The 20,902-nt window shown below is 37.9% G+C and carries 16 protein-coding genes; 5 read left to right on the top strand and 11 right to left on the bottom strand.

Annotated elements, in window-relative coordinates; genetic code table 11:
• Positions 1 to 8: 8 nt before the first annotated feature.
• From nosZ to HMJ38_RS08380, 4 genes are read right to left on the bottom strand one after another with little or no spacing between them, the layout of a single operon-like run.
• Positions 9 to 1,973, bottom strand: a complete 1,965-nt coding sequence (gene nosZ / locus HMJ38_RS08365) for a Sec-dependent nitrous-oxide reductase (protein WP_194973931.1) — start codon at positions 1,971 to 1,973, stop codon at positions 9 to 11.
• Positions 1,974 to 1,996: 23 nt separating this feature from the next.
• Positions 1,997 to 3,808 (bottom strand): c-type cytochrome, encoded by a 1,812-nt coding sequence (locus HMJ38_RS08370; RefSeq protein ID WP_194973932.1) that lies wholly within the window; start codon positions 3,806 to 3,808, stop codon positions 1,997 to 1,999.
• A 4-nt stretch (positions 3,809 to 3,812) separates the two neighbouring features.
• Positions 3,813 to 4,535: an iron-sulfur cluster repair di-iron protein gene (ric, locus tag HMJ38_RS08375; RefSeq protein ID WP_194973933.1), complete on the bottom strand. Its 723-nt coding sequence runs from the start codon at positions 4,533 to 4,535 to the stop codon at positions 3,813 to 3,815.
• Between the two features lie 53 nt (positions 4,536 to 4,588).
• Positions 4,589 to 5,020: an RrF2 family transcriptional regulator gene (locus tag HMJ38_RS08380; protein WP_194974071.1), complete on the bottom strand. Its 432-nt coding sequence runs from the start codon at positions 5,018 to 5,020 to the stop codon at positions 4,589 to 4,591.
• 481 nt (positions 5,021 to 5,501) lie between these two features.
• Between HMJ38_RS08380 and HMJ38_RS08385 the strand changes: the two genes are divergently transcribed.
• Positions 5,502 to 6,137, top strand: coding sequence for an SDR family oxidoreductase (locus HMJ38_RS08385; protein WP_194973934.1), 636 nt, complete (start codon positions 5,502 to 5,504; stop codon positions 6,135 to 6,137).
• Between the two features lie 59 nt (positions 6,138 to 6,196).
• The gene (locus HMJ38_RS08390) at positions 6,197 to 6,943 is read left to right on the top strand and encodes an SDR family NAD(P)-dependent oxidoreductase (RefSeq protein WP_194973935.1); all 747 of its coding nucleotides are present in this window, start codon (positions 6,197 to 6,199) and stop codon (positions 6,941 to 6,943) included.
• A gap of 579 nt (positions 6,944 to 7,522) precedes the next feature.
• Here HMJ38_RS08390 and HMJ38_RS08395 read toward each other — a convergent pair.
• Positions 7,523 to 8,923, bottom strand: coding sequence for an MBL fold metallo-hydrolase (locus HMJ38_RS08395; protein ID WP_194973936.1), 1,401 nt, complete (start codon positions 8,921 to 8,923; stop codon positions 7,523 to 7,525).
• Between the two features lie 311 nt (positions 8,924 to 9,234).
• Between HMJ38_RS08395 and HMJ38_RS08400 the strand changes: the two genes are divergently transcribed.
• The 3 genes from HMJ38_RS08400 to HMJ38_RS08410 all read left to right on the top strand — a co-directional run bounded on the left by HMJ38_RS08400 (position 9,235) and on the right by HMJ38_RS08410 (position 11,395).
• The gene (locus HMJ38_RS08400; RefSeq protein ID WP_194973937.1) at positions 9,235 to 9,846 is read left to right on the top strand and encodes an RNA polymerase sigma factor; all 612 of its coding nucleotides are present in this window, start codon (positions 9,235 to 9,237) and stop codon (positions 9,844 to 9,846) included.
• Positions 9,839 to 10,600 (top strand): hypothetical protein, encoded by a 762-nt coding sequence (locus HMJ38_RS08405; protein WP_194973938.1) that lies wholly within the window; start codon positions 9,839 to 9,841, stop codon positions 10,598 to 10,600. The genes HMJ38_RS08400 and HMJ38_RS08405 overlap by 8 nt, the downstream gene beginning before the upstream one ends.
• Positions 10,601 to 10,675: 75 nt before the next feature.
• Positions 10,676 to 11,395, top strand: a complete 720-nt coding sequence (locus HMJ38_RS08410; RefSeq protein WP_228779961.1) for a hypothetical protein — start codon at positions 10,676 to 10,678, stop codon at positions 11,393 to 11,395.
• 29 nt (positions 11,396 to 11,424) lie between these two features.
• Here HMJ38_RS08410 and HMJ38_RS08415 read toward each other — a convergent pair whose 3' ends face one another.
• The 6 genes from HMJ38_RS08415 to HMJ38_RS08440 are packed head-to-tail and all read right to left on the bottom strand — an operon-like array spanning position 11,425 to position 20,900.
• Positions 11,425 to 14,211, bottom strand: a complete 2,787-nt coding sequence (locus HMJ38_RS08415) for a CHAT domain-containing protein (protein WP_194973939.1) — start codon at positions 14,209 to 14,211, stop codon at positions 11,425 to 11,427.
• 28 nt (positions 14,212 to 14,239) lie between these two features.
• Complete coding sequence (locus HMJ38_RS08420) at positions 14,240 to 15,193, bottom strand: molybdopterin-binding domain-containing protein (protein ID WP_194973940.1); 954 nt, start codon at positions 15,191 to 15,193, stop codon at positions 14,240 to 14,242.
• A 7-nt stretch (positions 15,194 to 15,200) separates the two neighbouring features.
• A complete protein-coding gene (locus HMJ38_RS08425) occupies positions 15,201 to 15,962 on the bottom strand; it encodes a PP2C family protein-serine/threonine phosphatase (RefSeq protein ID WP_194973941.1) in 762 nt (253 codons plus the stop codon).
• 7 nt (positions 15,963 to 15,969) lie between these two features.
• Positions 15,970 to 17,307 carry a TolC family protein gene (locus HMJ38_RS08430; RefSeq protein WP_194973942.1) on the bottom strand — a complete coding sequence of 446 codons (1,338 nt, stop codon included), beginning with the start codon at positions 17,305 to 17,307 and terminating at the stop codon, positions 15,970 to 15,972.
• A gap of 1 nt (position 17,308) precedes the next feature.
• Complete coding sequence (locus tag HMJ38_RS08435) at positions 17,309 to 18,529, bottom strand: HlyD family secretion protein (protein WP_194973943.1); 1,221 nt, start codon at positions 18,527 to 18,529, stop codon at positions 17,309 to 17,311.
• Positions 18,492 to 20,900, bottom strand: a complete 2,409-nt coding sequence (locus HMJ38_RS08440) for an ABC transporter transmembrane domain-containing protein (RefSeq protein ID WP_194973944.1) — start codon at positions 20,898 to 20,900, stop codon at positions 18,492 to 18,494. Before HMJ38_RS08440 ends, HMJ38_RS08435 begins: the two co-directional genes overlap by 38 nt.
• Positions 20,901 to 20,902 lie beyond the last annotated feature (2 nt).

Consider the following 20,902-nt stretch of genomic DNA (forward strand, 5'->3'; position numbering starts at 1 on the left):
TTAGGCAACTATTCTGCCTCGCCTGTTGAGAATTTTAAAGGTGTATTGCTGCCTGCTGCCGATACCCTGATATACCCTTGCATCTCCTGATGCAATGCAGAACAGAAATCTGTGCAATAGAAGGGGAAAATTCCAACTCTATCCGGCACCCATTTCAGCGTAGCTGTTTCACCTGGCATTACAAGCAGTTCAGCCGTATTAGCTCCTTTTACTGCTAAGCCATGTGGTACATCCCAATCTTGTTCCAGGTTGGTCATGTGGAAGTAAACTTCATCACCAACCCTTACGCCTTCAATATTGTCGGGTCTGAAATTGGATCGAATACTGGTCAGGTAAATGTGAATTTTATTTCCATCTCTCTCTACCCGGGCGTCGTTGATTCCTTTGAGTGCTCTAGGATGATTATTGTCTTCCATTTTGTAAAACTTCACCTGCTTATCCATGATCAAAGATGCAGGAAATGCTTCTGCGTAATGTGGCTCACCAATAGTAGGAAAGTCAAGAAGAAGCTGCATTTTATCTCCGGAAATATCATATAGCTGTGCGGAATGTGCCAATTCCGGACCAGTTGGCAGATATCTGTCCTTGGTGATTTTATTGTAAGCAACCATATATTTTCCATGAGGCTTCCCTGTAGGACCGCCCGGGATCATTAAGTGACCAACTGAATAATAGGTGGGTACCCGATCCACCACTTCAAGTGTTTCTATATTCCATTTTACAATTTCAGAGGATACAAACATAGAAGTGTAAGCAAAACCTTTACCGTCAAACTCAGTGTGTAAAGGACCTAAACCGGGTTTCTGCACTTCTCCGTGCAGGACAGACTCGTAGTTCAATACGGGCATTCCCTGCAATGAGCCTTCAAAATCCTCATTTTCAATGGCTTTTAGCATCTTGGTAAATGAAAATACCGGAATTATTGCAGCTAATTTCCCACTACCAATAATATATTCACCTGTAGGATCAGTATCAGTACCGTGAGGAGATTTGGGGCAAGGGATAAAATACACCATGTCTTTCAATTCCGTTGGGTCTAGGACCAAAACCTCGTTTTTGATGGTAGATACCCCTGTATGTGTATGCTCATCCCAAACATTATGTGCGTATTTCACACTTTGTTTTTTTCCTTTTCCCTGCTTGATATATTCCTCTGCTTTCTTCCAATTGACAGCCATGATATAATCCTTGTCTTTTTGGGAGGCGTTGACTTCAAGAAGGGTGTGCGCCATTTCTGTGTTATAAGTGGAGAAAAAGAACCAGCCATGAGATTTTTTCTTACCAGCCCTTGCTAAATCGAAGTTGAAAGGGGGCGCCTCAATTTGGAAACTGAGGTCCATCTGACCGGATTCAGGGTCTACACTGATAAAACTGATGTGTCCCTTGAAATTTTCCTTGTAGGTTGAGATGGGTACGTCCCTGTTTTCATCTGAACCGGTTGGAACAGAAAATCTAGTGCCTGCTACCACATATTCAGTGTTTTCTGTAATATATGGAGAGGAGTGATTTCCTGCTGAATTGGGAATTTCTATGATCTCCACAGTTTTGAAAGTAGTCAGGTCCACCCTAGCTATTCGCGGGGTATTATTTGCGTTGCCAAATGCCCATCTTGCGTCGTGTTCCGCATTGGTGGTAGAAATCGATATATGGTGCAAATCATCCCAAGGGACAAAACCATTTGATGTGTTCAACATAGGTTTGGTCTCCTCTGAAAATCCATATCCGTTTTCGGGATGAACTGAAAATACCGGGAGTATCTTGAATACCCTTCCTGATGGAAGCCCTACGACCGACATCTGACCGTTAAATCCACCTGAAACTATGTTGTAAAATTCATCATATTGTCCAGGTGGGACATATACTTTACTGGCTGCATCACCGGAGATCGTGCTTTGCGCTCCTTTAGGTTTACATCCATAGGCAAAAGCCATTGCTATCGCAGCCCCTGCCAATAACCACATTCTTGTTTTCATTTTTGTTTGGGATTTAATTGGAATTAATTTATTGCGGCATCTTTAGTACCAGTTCTTTCAAGATCATTTTGGCGGAGAAATTCCAGAATGTCTCTTGAATCATCCAAAGTGATGTTTTGATTGGGCATCCTTGTGAGACATTCCTCTAAAAGCGCTTGAGCAACAGGATCTTCATCGAGCATCACCTCTACATTGGTAATCATGTTCATGATCCACTCAGGACGTCTTCTGTTGGTAACACCTTCAAATCCAGGCCCAACTAATCGCTTGTCATTGTATTGGTGGCATGCGGTACATTTCATGTCAAGAATTGCCTTACCATTGTTTGCCATGGATTCGTCTATTCCATCACCGAGATCTACATTTTTGATTTCACCGATACCCTTTGGATCAGCGGGTTTCTCTGTTTCGGCACTTGGTGGGGTGTAGGAGCCTTGGTTTTCACCTCCTCCACCTCCACAACTGATCATGAGGAGTAATGCTGCTCCAAATGACATGAGCATTGAAGTTTTCATAGTTTGTTTGTTTATTGAAATTTGAGTTTTGGATTTTATTTGATTTAGAATGTTTGAAGGGGTTTTTTGGTTTTTCACCATGCTGATCAAGAGTAATATCAAGGCCAATGGAAATAGGGTGGAGGAGAGGAATAATAGCAAGTGATATTGTGGGATAAATCCCATTTTGGCCCAAAGCAATGTGCCTTGTCCCAATAAGAGGATCTCGGAACTGATAAATCCAAGGCTCAGAATGATCCAAGCCCATTTGGAGGTGCCGTTGGCAGGGAGCCAACCATTTTTAACTGCAAGACCACCGATACCAAAAGTGATGGCACCGAGCATCACCAAATGAATAAATCCAATGACATACATTCTGATGGTAAATGCCATCGTAGCCATATCGGGAATGACCAGGGTAATCTGAATGATTGCTTTTGCCAGCAAACTCAAAATTCCAAGATAGATCATGCCATCTATCCAGTGGTTTGGAATTTTTAGAAAATCCGAATTGAGGAATCTTGTAGATTTTAAAATCCAGATATAGGCGATACCTTGAAGCAGGACGCCAAGTGTATTGAAAAAATAAAGACTTTCAATTGGTGTGCTCCAGGATACTGCTAAAGCAAAAGTGAAGAATAAAGATAGGTTGAGCAGAAGAAATGTGATTTTGCTGATATTGACGGTAAATCCTTTTTGGATGGCGAAGTGCACCAAAAAGCCCAACAAAGCATAGACAAACCATCCATTGAGTTGGAAGTGTAGAAACCACTGGACACTTATAAAATATAGCGGGTGCAATCTTCCCAAAATTGACCCAATGGGTGCAAGGGCCCATAGTCCTAAACTGGAAATCAAAAGCCAATAGATCGAATATCGGATCAGTTTGATGGAGGGTGAGTTGGTTTGTTTACTCAAATCATTTAAAAAATAAAAGGCGAAGGCATAGCTCACCAAAAGATGAATGGTTGAAAAAGTAATACTGATCATTCCATAGCCTTGAAAGGGGAAACTGAACATCATACCGAAATTGGCAATGACGGCTAAGAAAAATAATTTTCGGTAGATATTAAGCCGGCTCTCTTCTTTCACCAAAGTAAACACCATTACTCCCGAAACCAACAGATATCCCCATCCCAATAATGCGATGTGGGAATGGGCATGAAGCAGGTGTTTGTATTCAAAGTAAGGGATCTCTCCAAGGTGAAAGTACCTCATGGCCAATCCAAAAAAAGAGGCAAACAAAAAGAACAAGACTGCCCATCCCATCCAGGTCTTGGCAAGCAAATGACCTAAAGTAAATTGCCTTTGAGTTGTGGTATAGGGATGGGCAGTATGCATCTGCTTAAGAATTAAGATTGTTGTATAGCACAGTTGCCTTTGGAAATAGAATATTGTTTTCCAAGTGGATATGGGTATGCAGATCAGATTCAAATTCCTTTAGCATTTCAAATGCTACCCGGTATGTCTGACAGCCATCAGAAGGGGTTTTATATCCATCACTCAGTTTTGAAATTGTCCTGAATCTTTCACCTTCTGTTTCATGCTCATCTTCCATCATATTGATGGGATTATCTATATGACCAAAGTGAGGTTTTGATAGTGGGAAGCCACTTTTTTCAGCTTCTTCCATGGCTTTGACATATGGGAAGAGTATCAGTTCCTCTTTTTTCATATGAGATGTCAGGGCATATGATGCCGCCATAAACTCATCCCGGATCTGAAATAATTCGGGGTGTCTTTCACCATGGACCGTAGCAAGTTTTTGTAAATAGGCTTTCAATGCCGGTATGGCATTTTCCACATACTGATGGTGGGTGTCTATAATGTGGTCTATTAATCGGCTCAGCCCAAACTCCTTGTAATGCACTTCTTCTGGTAAGATTGTAGCTTTTTGAAGTGCTGCGGTTACTTCCTGAAGGTTTACTTCATTTTTGGAACAGGCATCTTGCAGACTGATACCCCCTTTGCAGCAGAAGTCGATTCCATATTGTGTGAAGACTTTTGCGGTTTTGAAGTTTTCGGCCACTATGGCTCCAACTTTTCTATTTTCCAGTTCTTTGATCATGGATTTGAGTTTTATATTAAGACTTTTTTATCTTTTATTTGGTTAAATTTTTTTCAATACCTGAGAAAGCTGATTCCAGTATTGACCCTATCTGCTACATCTCTCAAACTAGTGGTCATCAGCATACCTGTAAGGTGATCTCTGACCGCTTTGAATTTGTGATGAACAGGACAAGGATGGTCTTCAGAACATTTTTCCAGTCCCAATGCACAACCTGTGAAAATCAAGTCACCATCTATGGAATGCACTATTTCGGAAAGAAATATTCGGGAGGGGTCTCCTTGTAAGTGAAATCCACCATTTGGTCCTTTGACTGAATTGAGTAATTCATTTTTGACCAAATCCTGTAATATTTTAGCGGTGAAGGCCTCAGGAGAATTTATTGCCTTGGAAATTTCCTTTAGGCCAGCCCTTTCTTGACCCTGTGGTAAAGTGGCCATGTAGATCATGGCGTTGATGGCATATTTACAGGCTTTGGAAAACATCTCTTCTTTAATACAGGACAAATATATCCTTTTTTATAATAAAGACAAAAATATCTTTTATTATTTTTTTATGCTGTTCGATATTTGTAATGTCGAACGACAGATAAACAGGATTTGTAATCCTGGTTTCGTTTAGGGAGGGTTGTACTGGAATTGCAAATTTCATTTATCTGTCCTCGGGATTGCAAATCCCGAGGAGCAGCCCCAAATATTGACTTTTTAACATCCTGACATTTTCTTATGAGGGAATCATGCAACATATACCAATCATAGTGTAATGAATAAACTTAAGATGTAACGTACTTTTAGTGAAGTAAACTTTATGCAATCCAACCAATTCTGATTTATGTAATATGCCAAGGCAAAAGGAGCTATAGTTTATACTACCACTAGCTCAACAAATGTAGAATGGGTCAAGGCATTCCTTAATTCCCCAAAAATGGAGCTAGTGAGTGTCTTATTTAAATTAAAAGGAAAAATCATGAGTGAAAGAAAAAATGTATTAGTGGCAGGTGCTAACGGAACCACAGGGAGAATCATCATCGATTTATTAAGAAGATCAGAAGTCTATCAACCTATAGCGATGGTCAGAAAACAAGATCAAAAAGATTATTTTGAAAAGCAAGGCGTATCAACGGTGCTTGCCGATTTAGAGGAAGATGTAAACCACGTAATGAAAAATGCGGATAAAGTAATTTTTGCGGCTGGATCAAAAGGTAAAAATATAATAGGTGTGGATCAGGAGGGCGCAAAAAGGCTAACAGATGCTGCTAAGGAGGCAGGACTTGAGAAGTTTGTCATGTTGAGCACCATGGGAGCAGATAATCCATCTGTGAGTGACGAACTTGAAGATTATTTGAGAGCAAAGCAAAATGCAGATGATCACCTGCGTTCAAGTGGTATGAATTATAGTATTGTAAGACCCGGTCATTTGACGGACGAGGATGGAACAGGAAAAATTCAACTCAATGAGAAACTGAAAATTCAGGGGAGTATTTCAAGAGCGGATGTGGCTAAAACATTAGTTGAATCCTTGGGAGATGGCGTTAAACAGAACCAGGTTTTCGAAATTCTGAGTGGAGAAGTTCCAATAGAGAAAGCCGTCCAACAAAATTAAAAATGAAAATTATGAATAAAATAATCCTTTTGATTGTGGAAATATAAAAAACAGAATCTATGAAAAGACTCGAAAATAAAATTGTCTTTATCACAGGTGGTAATTCAGGAATCGGAAAAGCATCTGCATTGGAGGCCGCCAAAGAAGGCGCTACCATTGTAATAGCTGATCTATCCACAGCCGACTATTCTGAAACGTTAAACGAAATTGAAGCATTAGGTGCAAAATGTATGTTTGTTCCCATTGATGTTGCTGATGTGGAAAGTGTCAAAAACGCCATTACAAAAACGGTTAAAGAATATGGTAGACTAGATATTGCACTAAATAATGCAGGTATCGCTGGCACACCATCAGGTATACATAATATGCCGGAAGAGACTTGGAATAAAATCATCGCTATAAATCTTACAGGCCAATTTTATTGCGTGAAATACGAACTACAACAATTTTTAAAGCAAGGAGGCGGTGTAATTGTAAACATGGCATCACTTGGAGGCTTAATAGCAGAGCCAGGATTAGTCCCCTACACGGCTGCTAAGCATGGGGTTTTAGGCATTACGAAAAACATTGCAGTACAATACGGAAATGAAAATATCCGAGCTAATGCTATTTGTCCTTACTACGTTGAAACGCCCATGATAAGCGCTGCTCCTGATGAAGCGCAAAAAGCTTGGATTGAAGGAACTCCAATGAAACGACTTTGCAAGCCGGAAGAAGTTGCTAAAGCATTTATTTATCTGGCATCTGAAGAATCCAGTTACTGTAATGATACCCATCTTATATTAGATGGTGGTGTTTTGGCTTAATCTTGCGAAGATCCATGATTCAAAGTAACTAGACAGGAATTCAAGAATTTGTCAACAAGAAACTTATTCGGGTGAGTAAGTCCATGATGGATAATCCAAAGATGATGGAAATGATGGAGAAGATGAAGGAAAAGGACACAAATTAATCTGACTGATATTTGAAAATAAATTAATCGATTAAATACATAACGTTACGATGCATAATGGGGATTACGGTTATATGGGAATGCACTTTGGTTGGTGGTTGTTCATATTTGTATTGGTACTTGTGGCTTTCGTAATGTTTTACAGGTCACGTAGGAGAAGAAAATAATTCAAACAATATCAGGAGCAGCTGTTCGATATTTGTAATGTCGAACGACAGATGATCAGGATTTGTAATCCTGGTCTCGTATAAGGATGGTTCTACTGGAATTACAAATTCCACTTATCTGTCCTCGCGATTGCAAATCACGAGGAGCTGGAATTACAAATTCAATTCATCTGTCCTCGGGATTGCAAATCCCGTGGAGCAAAAAAAAAGCCCGGTTTCCCGAGCTTTTTCACAAACTAGCCTTTCGGCTTACTAATCAATCACAATTAACCATTAACCAACACTTTCTCTTCTGCTACCCAATCATTCCATCCACCTGAATAATTCAGGATATTGTCAAATCCATTGGCTTTTAAGATAGAGTAGGCGATAGCTGCCCTGCCTCCTGCCTGACAATGGATGATGACGGGTTTGTCTTTGGATACTTTGTCAAGATTCTGGGGTAGTTTTCCAACAAATAAGTTGACTGCGTCTTCTATATGACCTTGATTGAATTCAGAGGCACCCCTTACATCAACTACCTGAACATCTTCGTCCAATTTAGCTTTTACGGTTTCTTTATCTATTGGCGTGTAAGTTTCAAGATTTCCTTTTTCAAAATTGGCCAATTGGGCAGGGGTGATATAACCTGACAGGTTATCCAAACCAATTCGCATCAATTTCCTGGTAATATCCTCAACCTGGTTTTCCTCGGCGATGATGATGAATTTTTCTTCGTAGTTCAAATACCAACCCATCCAAGTGGAGAAGGAATTATTATTGGTGATACTCAATGTGCCATTTAAAAATCCTTTCGCATAATCTTCCCAAGCTCTGGTATCAATAATTTTCAAGCCTTCTCGCTTTACTTTTTCAAATGCTTCTTTCGAAAGGTTTTCAATTGTAGGAACCTCAGTTACCAATTTTCTGTCCACCTTGTTGAGTTTTTTCATCATGGCGAAGTACTTTGGCGGCTCAGGCTGACCGGCCAACAATTCCTTGGCAAAAGCTACTTTGTCATCCAAAAGCTGTAAGGCCCAGTTTCTTATTTTTTCGTATCCTACTGTAGTCGATGGTACGGCACCGAGGGCTTTACCACATGCAGAACCTGCACCATGTCCTGGCCAAACCTGTATATAATCTCCCAGTTTGTTGAATTCCTGTAAGGAATCGAACATCTGTGCAGCGCCAATGTCCTGGGTTCCTTTGAGACCGGCTGCCTGCTCCAACAAATCAGGTCTTCCCACATCACCTACGAATACGAAGTCACCCGTAAATAGCATCACAGGCTCTTTGGTAGCAGGTTTGTCAGTCAACAAAAAGCTGATACTTTCAGGTGTATGTCCAGGAGTATGTAAAACTTCAAAAGTTAAATTACCCATTTTGACCACATCACCATGTTTGATTTTGTTGTGTGGAAATTCGTATTTCCAGTTTTCATCACCTTCGTCAGATAAGTACATTTCTGCATCGGTCAAAGCTGCCAATTCTCTTGAACCACTCAGGAAATCCGCATGGATGTGGGTTTCCAGGATATGGGTAATTTTCAAGTTGTTGGCTTTTGCAATGTTGATATAGGTATCTACATCTCTTTTTGGATCGATTACAGCAGCTATTCCTGCCGCCTGACATCCGATTACATAACTGGCCTGCGCCAAACTTTTGTCATAAACGAGTTCGAAGAACATATTTTTCTATTTTTTATTTTCTGATTATTTAAAGCTTCGGCTTATAATAAATCCCAAGCTTTTTGAATTTATGATTACAAATATAAGCTTATTAAAACCCTTTAAAGTGTGATAAAAATTACCTAAGGGAAAAACTGTTCAGCTGTTCGATATCGAATGTTCGGTGTCGAATGACAGATCAGTAGGATTTGGTATCCTGAGGAGAAAACTTTAGAAACTCCTGTTGTTTTGATATTTTTAAACAAAAGAGTAAAGAAATAAATTATTTTAGGTTACATTTTTTGAAGTTATAGCGACTAATTATTGCAAACATGGCCAAAGAGAAGCAAAAACTTACTGATAAAGAAATTCTAAATGGGATTCGGGACAAGAATCAAATCAACGAGGTTCTCAAATACCTTTACAGTAATTGCTATGCTTATTTGGAAACTTGTATTCTAAGAAAATATGGGGATCAGGACGATGCTGCTGATATTATCCAAGAAACGTTTCTGGTTTTCATTGATTTGGTCATCAATGAGAAGTTTAGAGAACAGGCAAGTATCAAATCCATGCTTTACAGCATCGCAAATAATTTGTGGGTTTCTGAATTGAGAAAAAGAAGTAGTATGAATAAAAGAAACGAGGCGTATGAATCTGAAAAAGACATTGTACAGATGGACATGGTAAAAAGACTTGAACAATTTGAGAACAAAAAATTTGTCATGGACATTTTTGAAAGTCTTGGTTCATCCTGCAAAGATCTTTTGATCAAATTTTATTACTTGGAGATGTCGATGAAGGACATACTCTTATCGGAAAACTACGCCAATGAGCAAGTCCTGAGAAATAAAAAATATAAATGCCTTCAGGGCATGATCAAAAAAATAGAAAACAATCCCATGTTGTACCAATCACTCAAAACAGCACTCAAAAATGGATGACTTTACAATATTAAAAGAAATCGAGGCTTACTTGGATGGAGAAATGACTATTGAACAAAAAACTGCTTTTGAGGAGGAAATTCAAAAGCAGCCGGAACTCCATGACCTGTTGAACATCATGAAAATCAGCCGGGAAGCCATTATTTTGGCTGGGCATCAAAAGACAATTTCCGATACCCATGATGAGTATATGGCATCAAGAAAATCTTTGGGTGAGGAAGTCGCCCCTTTGAAAAAGTCAAGAGTACTGCCATTGTTTTTGAAAGGAATTGCTGCAGGATTTGTCCTTATTATGTTGGCTACTTCGGTTTTGATTTATGACACAAGTCAGAATTTTTTTGATAGGAAGTATTTAAGTTATATGATCCCGGTAGAAAGATCATCAGAACAAAACATTGAGAACCTGACAGCCTTATATATAGCAGAAAAATGGCCTGAAATAATTGACTTATCGATTTCCAATCCCAATGACTCCAAATCTTTGTTCTTTGTCGCCATGGCGAATTTTAACATGAAAAATTACGATCAGGCCAAGGATAAATTTGGACAAATACTGGACTTGAGTCGTAAGGGCCAAGCAACTTCCTTTGTAGATGAAGCAGAATTTTATTCAGTATTTACTTTGATCAAAATGAAGGATTATTCAGAAGCCTTGACCATGATCGAAAAAATAAACAGTGAACAGGAACATAGTTATCAGGGCTATTTTTCGAAGTGGGATCAATTCAAATTAAAACTTTTGAATATTTTTTAAAAAATAACAATCCTTTGGTTACGTTTTTGATTATAGGTTCGACTAAGTATTGAAAACAAACCAAATTTAAACATTATGAAAAAGATTAATTATTTATTGGTCACCGTTATGATGCTGATGTATTCATGCAATCAAGAAGAAAATGTTCCATCATTAGGAGAAGGTAATGGCAGGCTAGGTCTTGGATTCGTCATCTCTTCAAATACTGATCCGAATGCCAGGGTGTTACAGGATTATCTTGTCATTGAAAGCGGGTTTATTCAGATTGAAGAATTGGAACTAGAATTGGAAGGCAGAAATGAATCGGGAAATTTTGAAAAGGAACTTGAGATTGAGTTTAATGAAATCAAGAAAATAGAATTTGACAGATTTGACACTACTGAGGACTTTTTCATCAATATTCCGGAAGGAGAATACAAAGAAATTGAGTTGGAATTAGATCTTATTGACTATAGAAATGAGCCATCAATCTATCTATCCGGGACATTTAATGATTCAGAAAGCAATGCTGTTCCTCTAATTTTCGAATTTTTTGATGACGAGATTGAATTTGAAGTTGAAATAGAGGCTGAAGATGATGATGAATATTTCAGAGTAGATAGGATTGAAAACCCTTTGGTTTTATTTGAATTAAATCCCGGAAAATGGTTTAGCGAAGTGAGTTCGGATGACTTGGAAAACGCAGAAAGAACTGATGGAGTAATCATTCTTAATAAAAACTCGAATCGTGTACTTTTTGATAAGGTATCAAAAAAAATAAAAGAGGCTTCAGAAATTGAAATTGAAATAAAATAAAAGGAAAGAAGTCGCTTAAAACCATAAAACTACCTCAACTTTTTGAGGTAGTTTTTTTTATATAGTAAAAGTAGAATTCCTAAAATAAAGGATATAATCATTGCTGCAATTAGCCAATTAGGTTGTGCTAGTTTAGCTGGACTACCAATGTATATAAAGGGAGCCCAATATTTTGGATGTCTATATTGGACCATGATTGGATCGCTCAATAACTGGATTTTTGCAAGCTGAAGAGCTTGTGAAAAACTCTTCCCCTGATTTACATTTTCATAAAAGGCTTTGCTGATATATTCAGAAACCTGATCGGAAGTCTTCCATTTTGTTGTAATCATATTAGGATAGCCTGCGTAGGCAAATGCTCGGGATAAACCTAGGATGCCTTCACTGTTACTGATTTGTCCTGCGTTGGATTCGCAAGAGCTCAAAAAAACAAATTTGCCGATTTCAATATTGGCTCTCATTATTTCGTCGAGGTACAATTTGTGGTCTATTTCATCTGGATAAAATGCCACAAAAGACCTTCCTATGTCAGCAAGATTTACTTCTGCGTGTGTTGCTAAATGGAGAATTGGATATTGATTGAAATGCTGAAGGAAAAAAGCTTTTGTCGCTCCACTACCAATTTTTGAAGTACCCTGAAGTTGCTGCACTTCACTCAATGTTGAAGGTAAATCTGTAAAATTGCTTTTAACAATAAGCTCATCTTGCACTGCAAAAGGTGCCATCGATAGGATCTTATGAAAATCAGACCTTTCAAAATCATTTGATTTCAAAAACTTAGAGGAAAACATATAGCTAATTGCAAAGTTCTCAACTAGGAATTTATTTTCCTCGTTTTTCAAAACTTCAAATGGTATATCATTAAGGGAGGCATGAGGGATTAAAATCAAATGATCCAATGAATTTGTTTTTTCAAAACCTAATAGGAGGGAGTACAAAATCTGATTTTCAGTCGAATTATTGAATTTTTCGCCCAGACTTGAATTGAATACCTGACTGTTAAAAGCGTCTATGCTAGTGTCCAAATTTTTAGGTAGTGGATTTACAAATGCTTGAATTGTATTTTTATCAACAAAGAATGTGTAGAGTATCCGATCAGCTACATAGTATGATATTAAACCGGTATTTTTGAGAAGTATGTTTTTCTGAATATTGTCAAGGTCAATTTCACTTTCGGCAAATTTAATATCTACAAATTGTTCGCTTTGATTGAAATCATCATGTAAACGGGACAATTCTAATTTGATATCCAACAATTCCTTTTGAAGCTCATCGATGGTAGTTATATCATTTTCATTGTTTAGCTTGACCAAGATACTTGAATACCTGAAATTAAGATTTCTTTCTTTTTCCAGAAGTTCTGTAGGTAATCCAATGGAAGTTTTGAACCGGCTTTCTGCATTCCCGATCAATAGGCCGATAGATTTGCTGCTTTCAGCAAAGAAAAATGCCTTCTTAAGATATTCTACATTGTTGTCGCTGATATATTTACAGTAAGCATACTCCACCGCAATATTGTAAGCATCAATCACAAAATCTCCCAAGAAAATCCTGGCCTCGTCATTATCGTAGATTGCACTCAAGTATTTCACCCGATTAAATGCCGACTCAAAAGTCTCAAATGCTGCATCCCAATATTGTTGATCATTTTTTTGTTTTGCGATTTCAGCCAACGCTTCAGCCTTTTTGATGTAACTTTTGAACATGGTGAAAGCTGCAAAACTTATCTCTCTTTGGTCAGGATTGATAAAAAAATCAGGATCATTGAATGAAGGATCAAAGTGCATGAGTGAGGTATGGAAATGATCTAAAGCTTGATCCAATTTTTTTTCCTCCATAAAAATTTTACCTAACAAATAATGAGACGTACCAATCCTAAAATCCTTTCCTGCTACATTGAAATCACGGTACTCCCTCTGAATATTTTCAATGGCTTGGTTCAATAATTCTTTAGCTGAATTCAAACTATCTTTTAGTATGAAAACCTCAGCCTGTTGATTGATGAACCCTATATTTTGATAAATTTCAATATTTGAAATCTGATCTAGGTAATACCCTGCTGAATCCGGTAATTCTTTTTCAATAAAAATATCAGCAAGATGAAGGTAGATGACGTCATTATTCACATCCAACGGCAATAAAGACTTGAAGACATGCACAGCAGTATCCAACTGATTGGTTTTCATCATTGATGAAGCGATGTTATTTAAAAAAGAATGGTGGGCATATAAATAATAAGGATTGTCCAAATCCCCACCTGTTTCCTGTTCCACCAAATCGTCTGCTTTTGTAAAATAATTGATGGCTTGGAAGAAATTACCCATCTCATAGTAGATTACTCCTAATGAATTGTAAAGCCTAGAAGCCTCAAGTTTTGAATTTTTATACTCAAAAATATCCTCCGCAATGTTCAGAAATGCTGCTGCACTGTCTAATTTACTAATGCTATAATATGCTTCTCCCAGAAATAAATTAGAGGCAAAAAATATAGTGTCCTGAATATTATGCTGAAGCTCCAGACTTTTTCTGAATATGCTGATAGCTTCATCATTCTTATTTTGTTCAAGCAATAAGACACCTGTATTTTCAAAAATTCCAACTTTTATTGCAGTATCAAATACCTCGTTAAAAGAACTGTGGCCAATCACCTTTTGGTAATTAAATAAGGCCAAACTATCATTCTTAGAATCAGGCGTCTCAGTATAAAAATTTAAGTCTGCCTCCTTCAGGTACTGATGTACAGTATCTTCTCCCTGACCTATTGCCAATGTAACTAACACCATTAAAAAACATAAGACAGGGAGAGACCTTTTCATCAATGAAATCTAACCATAAATTCACTATTTACTGAAGCCTTGCCACGATTACAAGATATGGTGGCCTTGGTTTTCTTTTAATAACATCATCCTGCAGCGTCCGAAAATTAGGCCCGACTTCTCCGGAGGAAAGAATCAAATCTCTTTTTTCTTGAATTTCGTCTATTAGTTCTTGAGGGACATCTGCCATAGTTTCATAATAAAACAGCCTCACACCGATCTTATTCAATGCACTCAAACTTTCATCAGATATCCTGTAGTACAATGTAAAGTCTCTCGCATCCCCATTGATCGGGTTTTCACCAAATGTTTCTTCTTCCAAAGTTTCGAGCATGTCTATTTCACCGGTATCATGGTCTACGGAAACTCCAAAGTCAGCTAATTTATTCCCATCAGGGCCATCGATATCAAATTTACAACTGTCATCGTCGTCATCTTCTTCGTCTTCTTCATCCTCTTCATCTTCGCTATTGTATTCCTCACATGGAATTATCCCGTCTTGATTGCCATTGTAAATTGCCTTAGCAAACCTTTCACCTTGATCTAGGACAAAGATTTCATCTAGATAATTGATTCCGGCAATTGATAAAAAAAATGAACAGGAAGATGCATTGTTGGAAGGCTTAAATTCAATTCTGTATTTCAAACCTGTTTCACTTTTATTGATATCGATTGCTCCTGTGATCGAGTCTAATTCAAGTCCTTCAGGAAAGGATTCGAACGTCCCCGATAATTCATTGACTGGAAGAATAATTTGCTCTGGATCAATATTAATATGATAAAGTGTGTCACTATAGCTGAAGTTGTTACAGTCAAAAGTAGTACCCGTTGACCCATTGTTGATACTGCCGCCACCGTTGATGTTTATGTCAGTGCTACCATTTTCATTTCCCCTAAGGTCCTCTTGAGACATACAGGAAGCCATGCTGATTAATCCTAAGATTAAAAATGGAATTCTATAAATTGTATCGAAAGTTTTCATAAACTAATTATCTGTTTCGAATCACTTTGAGTAAGATCATCGAAAAATTATCTTTTGTTTTATTTTTACAGGTATTGTAAATATTGATACACAGTTCTTTAATTTCTGTGGTTTTTGTAAATCTATCTTCAATAACAGTTTTGTTAACTTGTTCCAGCAACCCATCACTACAAATCAGAAAAAAATCACCTTCTTTAATTTCTTCCACATCAATTATTTCTGGCTTGATTTCTTTCTCTGCTGCAACTACCCTTGTAATTTTATGTCTTTTTGGATGAAGTGCCACATCTTGTTGGGAAAACCCCTTTTGGTACATGAGGTAATTCCCATAAGAATGATCCACTGTTTGAAACATAATTTTACCATCTCTGATATGAAATGCAATGGAATCTCCTAACCATACAATTTTCAAACCAAATTTATCTGCAAATATGCCCGCCAAGGTAGTTTTCATACCTAGGGTTTCCGGATAAGCTGACTCTTTTACCTTTATTGCTTCCTTAGCTGCTTCCAAACTTTGAAGAATATCAACTATTTTGATTTCCTCCAATTTACTCTGTGAAAAATAATCTCTAATGGTCTCACAGGTAATTTGAGAAGCAACTTCACCCGCTGGATGTCCCCCCAAACCATCGCACACCATGTATAGATGTATACCTGATTCAAGTTTACAAACCAAAATACTATCCTCATTGTTTGGTTTTTTTCCTATTTCTGAGAAGGATTCAATTTGAAAACCCAAGTTTGTGGAATATTGTTCTGTCATCATTTGATTTTTAAAGAGTTTCAATTAACTGTAACAACTGATAGCTGAAGTAAAGGGACAATTTGGCTTGGTTAAATTTGCTCAGGGATTCATTTAAGATATCTCTGGCAGTGAGTAATTCTACTGAAGATATTCTTCCAAGTCTGAATTTCTCTTCTTGAAGTTCATAGGATAGTATGTTTTTTTCAAGTGCATTAGATGTGATCTGATACTTTTCACGATTGGCAATAAAGGTATTGTATAGCTGAAGGGTATTTGAAACCAAAGAGTTTCTGGTCTCATCCAAATCCAATTTGGTATTGTGAAGTCTTATTTTTTCTTCCCTCACCTTATTGAGATTTTGCATTTGGGTAAAAATGGGGATACTCAACCCCACACTGACATACTGTCCAAGGTTATTGAATACCTGTTCCATCACCATGGTTTCATTGGGTATTGGTTGGCCTATGTTTACACTGTAGTTGGACAAAACACTCGCTCCAAGTCTTAATGACGGATAAAATGCCCTATTGGCACTTTTTAAAACCATCTCTGACACCTTCAGTTCTTCTTCAAACTGTCCAATTATGGGATGATTGTTCATTACCTGAAGAACCACCTCCTCTTTGCGAATAGGCAAAAAGATGATATCCTGCAGTTCGGTGTTGTTCACTTCCTGTAACTCAACATCTGCATCATATTGAAAATTGAGCAATTCTTTTAATTGTTGAAGGATGATTTCAGATTCATTATTTAGCCTGATCATTTCAGCTTTTTCTGTTTCCAGCCTTGCTTCAAACGCATATGCCTCGTATTCCGTCAACCTGCCTATTTTTATTTTTTCATGGATTATTTCCAACTCATTGTTAAGGGTTTCGATATTTCCGGATACTGCTTTGACATTTTCCTGAATGATCATATAGCTGGAAAAGAGGTCAACGATCTGAAAGCATACTTCGAGGAAAACAGCTGATTTGGCATATTCTGCTGACCTTTGTCTATGGACATTTTCGGAAATGGCAAGTAGGTTTTTAAATCCTGAAAAAATATTCATCCGAAGCCTAAGACCCATTTCTCCCCCGCTAAATTGTTCAAAAGCAAAGCTGTTTGTAACCGGATCAATGTTTTTGCCAAAAGAGAAATAATGGTTCAGGTCATAAGATAGGCTTGGCAAAAGGGCAAACTTGGAAGAGGATTTTCTGATATTGGCTATTTCTATTTCGTTTTCGGCCTGTTGGACAGAAATGTTCTGATTTGCTGCTATCAAGAAGCAATCGTCCATCGACAGTCTCGTCTGCCCCTGCAATGAAAGCATGGGCATCAGAAATGCCAACAATGTAAAAGTCAATATGGAAGTAGCATTCCTCATATCAACTGGCGTTTCTGAAGATTTTCCTGAAAAAGAACTTATATACCGGTAATCTGTCTTGGATAATTTCTCCCCGTAGCTGATATCCGGGTTTCAAGGCAAATCGCTCATTTTTGACTATTTCGATAAGTGCAAAAAAAGATTCGTTTTCTTTTCCTTCTCCCACAAAACTCACCTTTCCCTCCAAGGCACCAAATTCAAATTGGTTGAACGCACTTAATTTCAGTCTGGCTTTTTGTCCCACATTGATCAAAGGCAAATGGTGTTCAGGTATGGAAACTTTGGCATAGTAATCCATGGATTGGGGGATGAGAGATATCAACATTCCGCCTTTTAAGATATAATTGGTAGACTGACGCGTGTTGAATAAGAAATTGACATTCCCCTCTTTCGGTGCGATGATGTATTGCATCTTTAATTCCTTTTCCAGATTGGATAAGGATTGCTTGGTTAGGTTCAACTGACTTTTATGTTCAATCAGGTTTTGCTCCAAATAGGCAATCTCCTCCTGCAATTCAAGTTTAGCTACTTGCAACTGTTGGGAAGTCCTGTTCAGGTTATTTTGTGACAACATCTTATCTCCTGCAAATTGTCTTGAGATATTTGAGAGTTCAGCCACCTTTTCCTTCATGGCCAGGTAGGCATCTTTTGCATCCATATATTCATATCGGCTCAGCATTCCTTTATGAAAGAGTATAGAATCTCCCTCAAACTTTTCTCTACTTGATTCCAATCTTTCCGCCAATAGAGACTGTTGCTCTTTGGTCATCGAAATATGATTGTCCAGCTGACTTTGGTTGAGATCAAATTCATTTTGGGATAGGCTTTGTCCATTGAGTAAAGCAGTCAGCTTTTTTGACTTTGCGGCTATCAATTCTGAAATGGATTGTATTTTTTCGGTCAAAAGATTGGCCTCAATAGATGCCTTGGCTTTTTGGTCCTCCAACTGAAGGTTTTCCAGAATCAAAAGCGTGTCATTTTGAGCTACCTCCTGACCTTCATTTACCAGGATAGACTTGATCTGCACATCATAAGGTGCAATAAAGTCGATCTGAGGGTCTTTGGCGATGATCTCACCTTCTCTGATAGCCACCGAATCATTGATCTTTAGGCTGATGAAAAGTACCAAAACAGATACTGTGATCAGGATCAAGACTCTGAAGAACCAGGTGGTAAACCTATCCTCAGTGATATTGTAGCTGTAATTTTTCGATTGTTCCATCACTTAAATACAATGTTTTGTTAAACTCAATGTGCTCCAATGGCTCATGGGATATCACTATGAAAGTCCGGTCAGTTTGTCGGTTAATGAATTTTTCAATATTTTCTCTTGATGCCCTATCGATACCGGACAAGGTTTCATCGAGAATGATCATTTGCGCATTGGACATAAAAGCCCGCATCAATAGGACTTTTTTCCTTTGTCCTGTTGAAAGGTTTTTGCCTTGTTCATTGATGAGAAAATCAAATCCCTCCGATTTTTCATTTATAAATTCATAGAAGCCCAGTTCTCTTGCCAGATTTAGAGCTTTGGAAGTATCTATATCGTAGTCAAAATTGATGTTATACTCAAGGGTGTCGTTGAACACGATATCCTCATTGCTGACCAAGAGTATCCTCTTTCTCAATGAACCCTGACGAAAGAATCCCGATTTTTCCCCGTTGATAAACACATCTCCCTGTTGGGGATCATAAAGCAAGGCAAGCACTTTACATATTGTGCTCTTACCTGCACCATTTCTTCCTTCCAAAAGGATCTTTTCTCCTTTTTCAATTTTCAGGTTCAGGTCAGTGAAGATTGGTTTTTGGGGCAAGTAGTAAAATCCCACATTCCGGAATTCAATACTGTCAATGTCTTTGAGTGCTATCCCTGATTTGGATTGATTGGGTAAATGCCGATCAGTATTGCCGAAATCAAAATACCTTCTAAGGATGATTTCATTTTCCTGAATGTCCAGACTTTGCTCAAGCAGGTTTTTCACTGCCGAAAATATCTGTCCGGTAAATGCCAAGAACGTGATAATTTGTCCAACTGAAACTGATTGGTCAAGAATGGAACTACGGGTAAGAAAATAAGTAATTCCGATCGTTGAGGTCACTACAATAAGATTGACTACTACAGAATTGACCAAACTTACATACCTGACCCTTTTTTGAACATTTAAAATACTCCTGATAGAAGGCACAACCCGTTGGAGGAATGCCACTTCTATTCTGAATGATTTGATAACCTGTAGTCCTTCAATATTCTCGAAGAGTAGAGAAAACAACCTTGATTTTTCAAGAAAGCGCCTGTTTTCATTTGATCGAATGTAAGGTGTAATGACATAAAACCAAACCACGAAAAGGGACAGAATAAACATCACCGCCAAAGTCGCCTTCCAATGGATGGCAAACATAAATGCCAGTGCTGCAAAACTGACAAATGTGTCCAGCAAGACAGTAGTAAAGAATTTTATAAAGAAGGTTTTTATCTTCAGACTGTCTTTGACTCTTTCCGTCAAATCTCCTTTGCTAAAAGTCTGAATATAATGAATAGGGTAATAATTGAGTTTTTCTACAAAGCCTGTCAGGAAATAGTTATCAAAAATATTTGACAGGTGTATCGAAATGTATTTTTTGTAAATATTGATTGACAAGTTGAAGATCTTGAATAAAAATAAACCTAAGGCAAACACCAATAAAAGATTGAGGTCTTTATCAGGAAGTATATGATCTATCAGAATCTGACTTTTAAATAGCGTAAACTGGCTGAAAAAAGAAACCAACACTGCTGTGGTGACATACATAAACCACAGCTTGTGGTAAGGCTTCATTTCATCGAAAAGTCTCCTATATGGGTTATTATGCGTAAAAGTTTCCCGATTAGGAGTCTTGATTTTTTGGTTTTTCTTTACTGTCAGGATAACAGGGACTTTTAGCTTCAGTTTATCCTCTTTGATTTTTACAGATCTGAACTGTTTTGGAAGAAAGTTGATGTCCTGATTTTGCAGCAGGTCAAGTAGAAACTCCTTTTCGGAATTTTTATCGGCGAATCCAAAATTGTCTTTCAAATAGGAAAAATACGTCAGCTTATTCATAAGGACCCCAGGGCTTTCTGTCAGCTCCTGAGTATCAATTTGATATTCAATGAGTTCAGTTTTGATAAGTTGATCTATGACATGACTATTGCTGACCAAGTCGTAATTGACAGAGGCCAAATGGACTTTATTGAACAATTCTCCATGTGACCACCTGATCATCTGACCATGTGCAGGGTCGATGACCACATACTTTTTATTTTTGATTTCCTTGATCACCACGAAGTGCAAACCGCTTCTGCTTTTGACAGAAATGATGCAGGGAAGCATGGCTTTGATTTTTTCGGGTTGGGTTTTGAGGGTATGTTGATCCAAAAGATTGAAGTTTGATTCAAATCCCTGATCTGAAAAAAAGCGCTTGATATCCTGTAGACTGGACCCTGATTCACTTAAGAAAATATTGTCAGCAATAAATTCTCTGTCCACCGGGATTCCGTGAAGATCATAAAGAATCTTTGCAGAACTGATTCCACAGTCATTATGCTTTAATTGCTGTTCAGTTATCCTTGCCATAT

Source organism: Aquiflexum lacus (assembly GCF_015476655.1).
Classification (GTDB): Bacteria; Bacteroidota; Bacteroidia; order Cytophagales; family Cyclobacteriaceae; genus Aquiflexum; species Aquiflexum lacus.

Coding starts and splice junctions, on each gene's coding strand:
- HMJ38_RS08410 (WP_228779961.1), top strand. CDS start 10,676: ATGAAAAAGATTAATTATTTATTGGTCACCGTTATGATGCTGATGTAT.
- HMJ38_RS08385 (WP_194973934.1), top strand. CDS start 5,502: ATGAGTGAAAGAAAAAATGTATTAGTGGCAGGTGCTAACGGAACCACA.
- HMJ38_RS08380 (WP_194974071.1), bottom strand. CDS start 5,020: ATGTTTTCCAAAGCCTGTAAATATGCCATCAACGCCATGATCTACATG.
- HMJ38_RS08430 (WP_194973942.1), bottom strand. CDS start 17,307: ATGAGGAATGCTACTTCCATATTGACTTTTACATTGTTGGCATTTCTG.
- ric (WP_194973933.1), bottom strand. CDS start 4,535: ATGATCAAAGAACTGGAAAATAGAAAAGTTGGAGCCATAGTGGCCGAA.
- HMJ38_RS08440 (WP_194973944.1), bottom strand. CDS start 20,900: ATGGCAAGGATAACTGAACAGCAATTAAAGCATAATGACTGTGGAATC.
- HMJ38_RS08370 (WP_194973932.1), bottom strand. CDS start 3,808: ATGCATACTGCCCATCCCTATACCACAACTCAAAGGCAATTTACTTTA.
- HMJ38_RS08390 (WP_194973935.1), top strand. CDS start 6,197: ATGAAAAGACTCGAAAATAAAATTGTCTTTATCACAGGTGGTAATTCA.
- HMJ38_RS08400 (WP_194973937.1), top strand. CDS start 9,235: ATGGCCAAAGAGAAGCAAAAACTTACTGATAAAGAAATTCTAAATGGG.
- HMJ38_RS08420 (WP_194973940.1), bottom strand. CDS start 15,193: ATGAAAACTTTCGATACAATTTATAGAATTCCATTTTTAATCTTAGGA.
- HMJ38_RS08435 (WP_194973943.1), bottom strand. CDS start 18,529: ATGGAACAATCGAAAAATTACAGCTACAATATCACTGAGGATAGGTTT.
- HMJ38_RS08415 (WP_194973939.1), bottom strand. CDS start 14,211: ATGAAAAGGTCTCTCCCTGTCTTATGTTTTTTAATGGTGTTAGTTACA.
- nosZ (WP_194973931.1), bottom strand. CDS start 1,973: ATGAAAACAAGAATGTGGTTATTGGCAGGGGCTGCGATAGCAATGGCT.
- HMJ38_RS08425 (WP_194973941.1), bottom strand. CDS start 15,962: ATGATGACAGAACAATATTCCACAAACTTGGGTTTTCAAATTGAATCC.
- HMJ38_RS08405 (WP_194973938.1), top strand. CDS start 9,839: ATGGATGACTTTACAATATTAAAAGAAATCGAGGCTTACTTGGATGGA.
- HMJ38_RS08395 (WP_194973936.1), bottom strand. CDS start 8,923: ATGTTCTTCGAACTCGTTTATGACAAAAGTTTGGCGCAGGCCAGTTAT.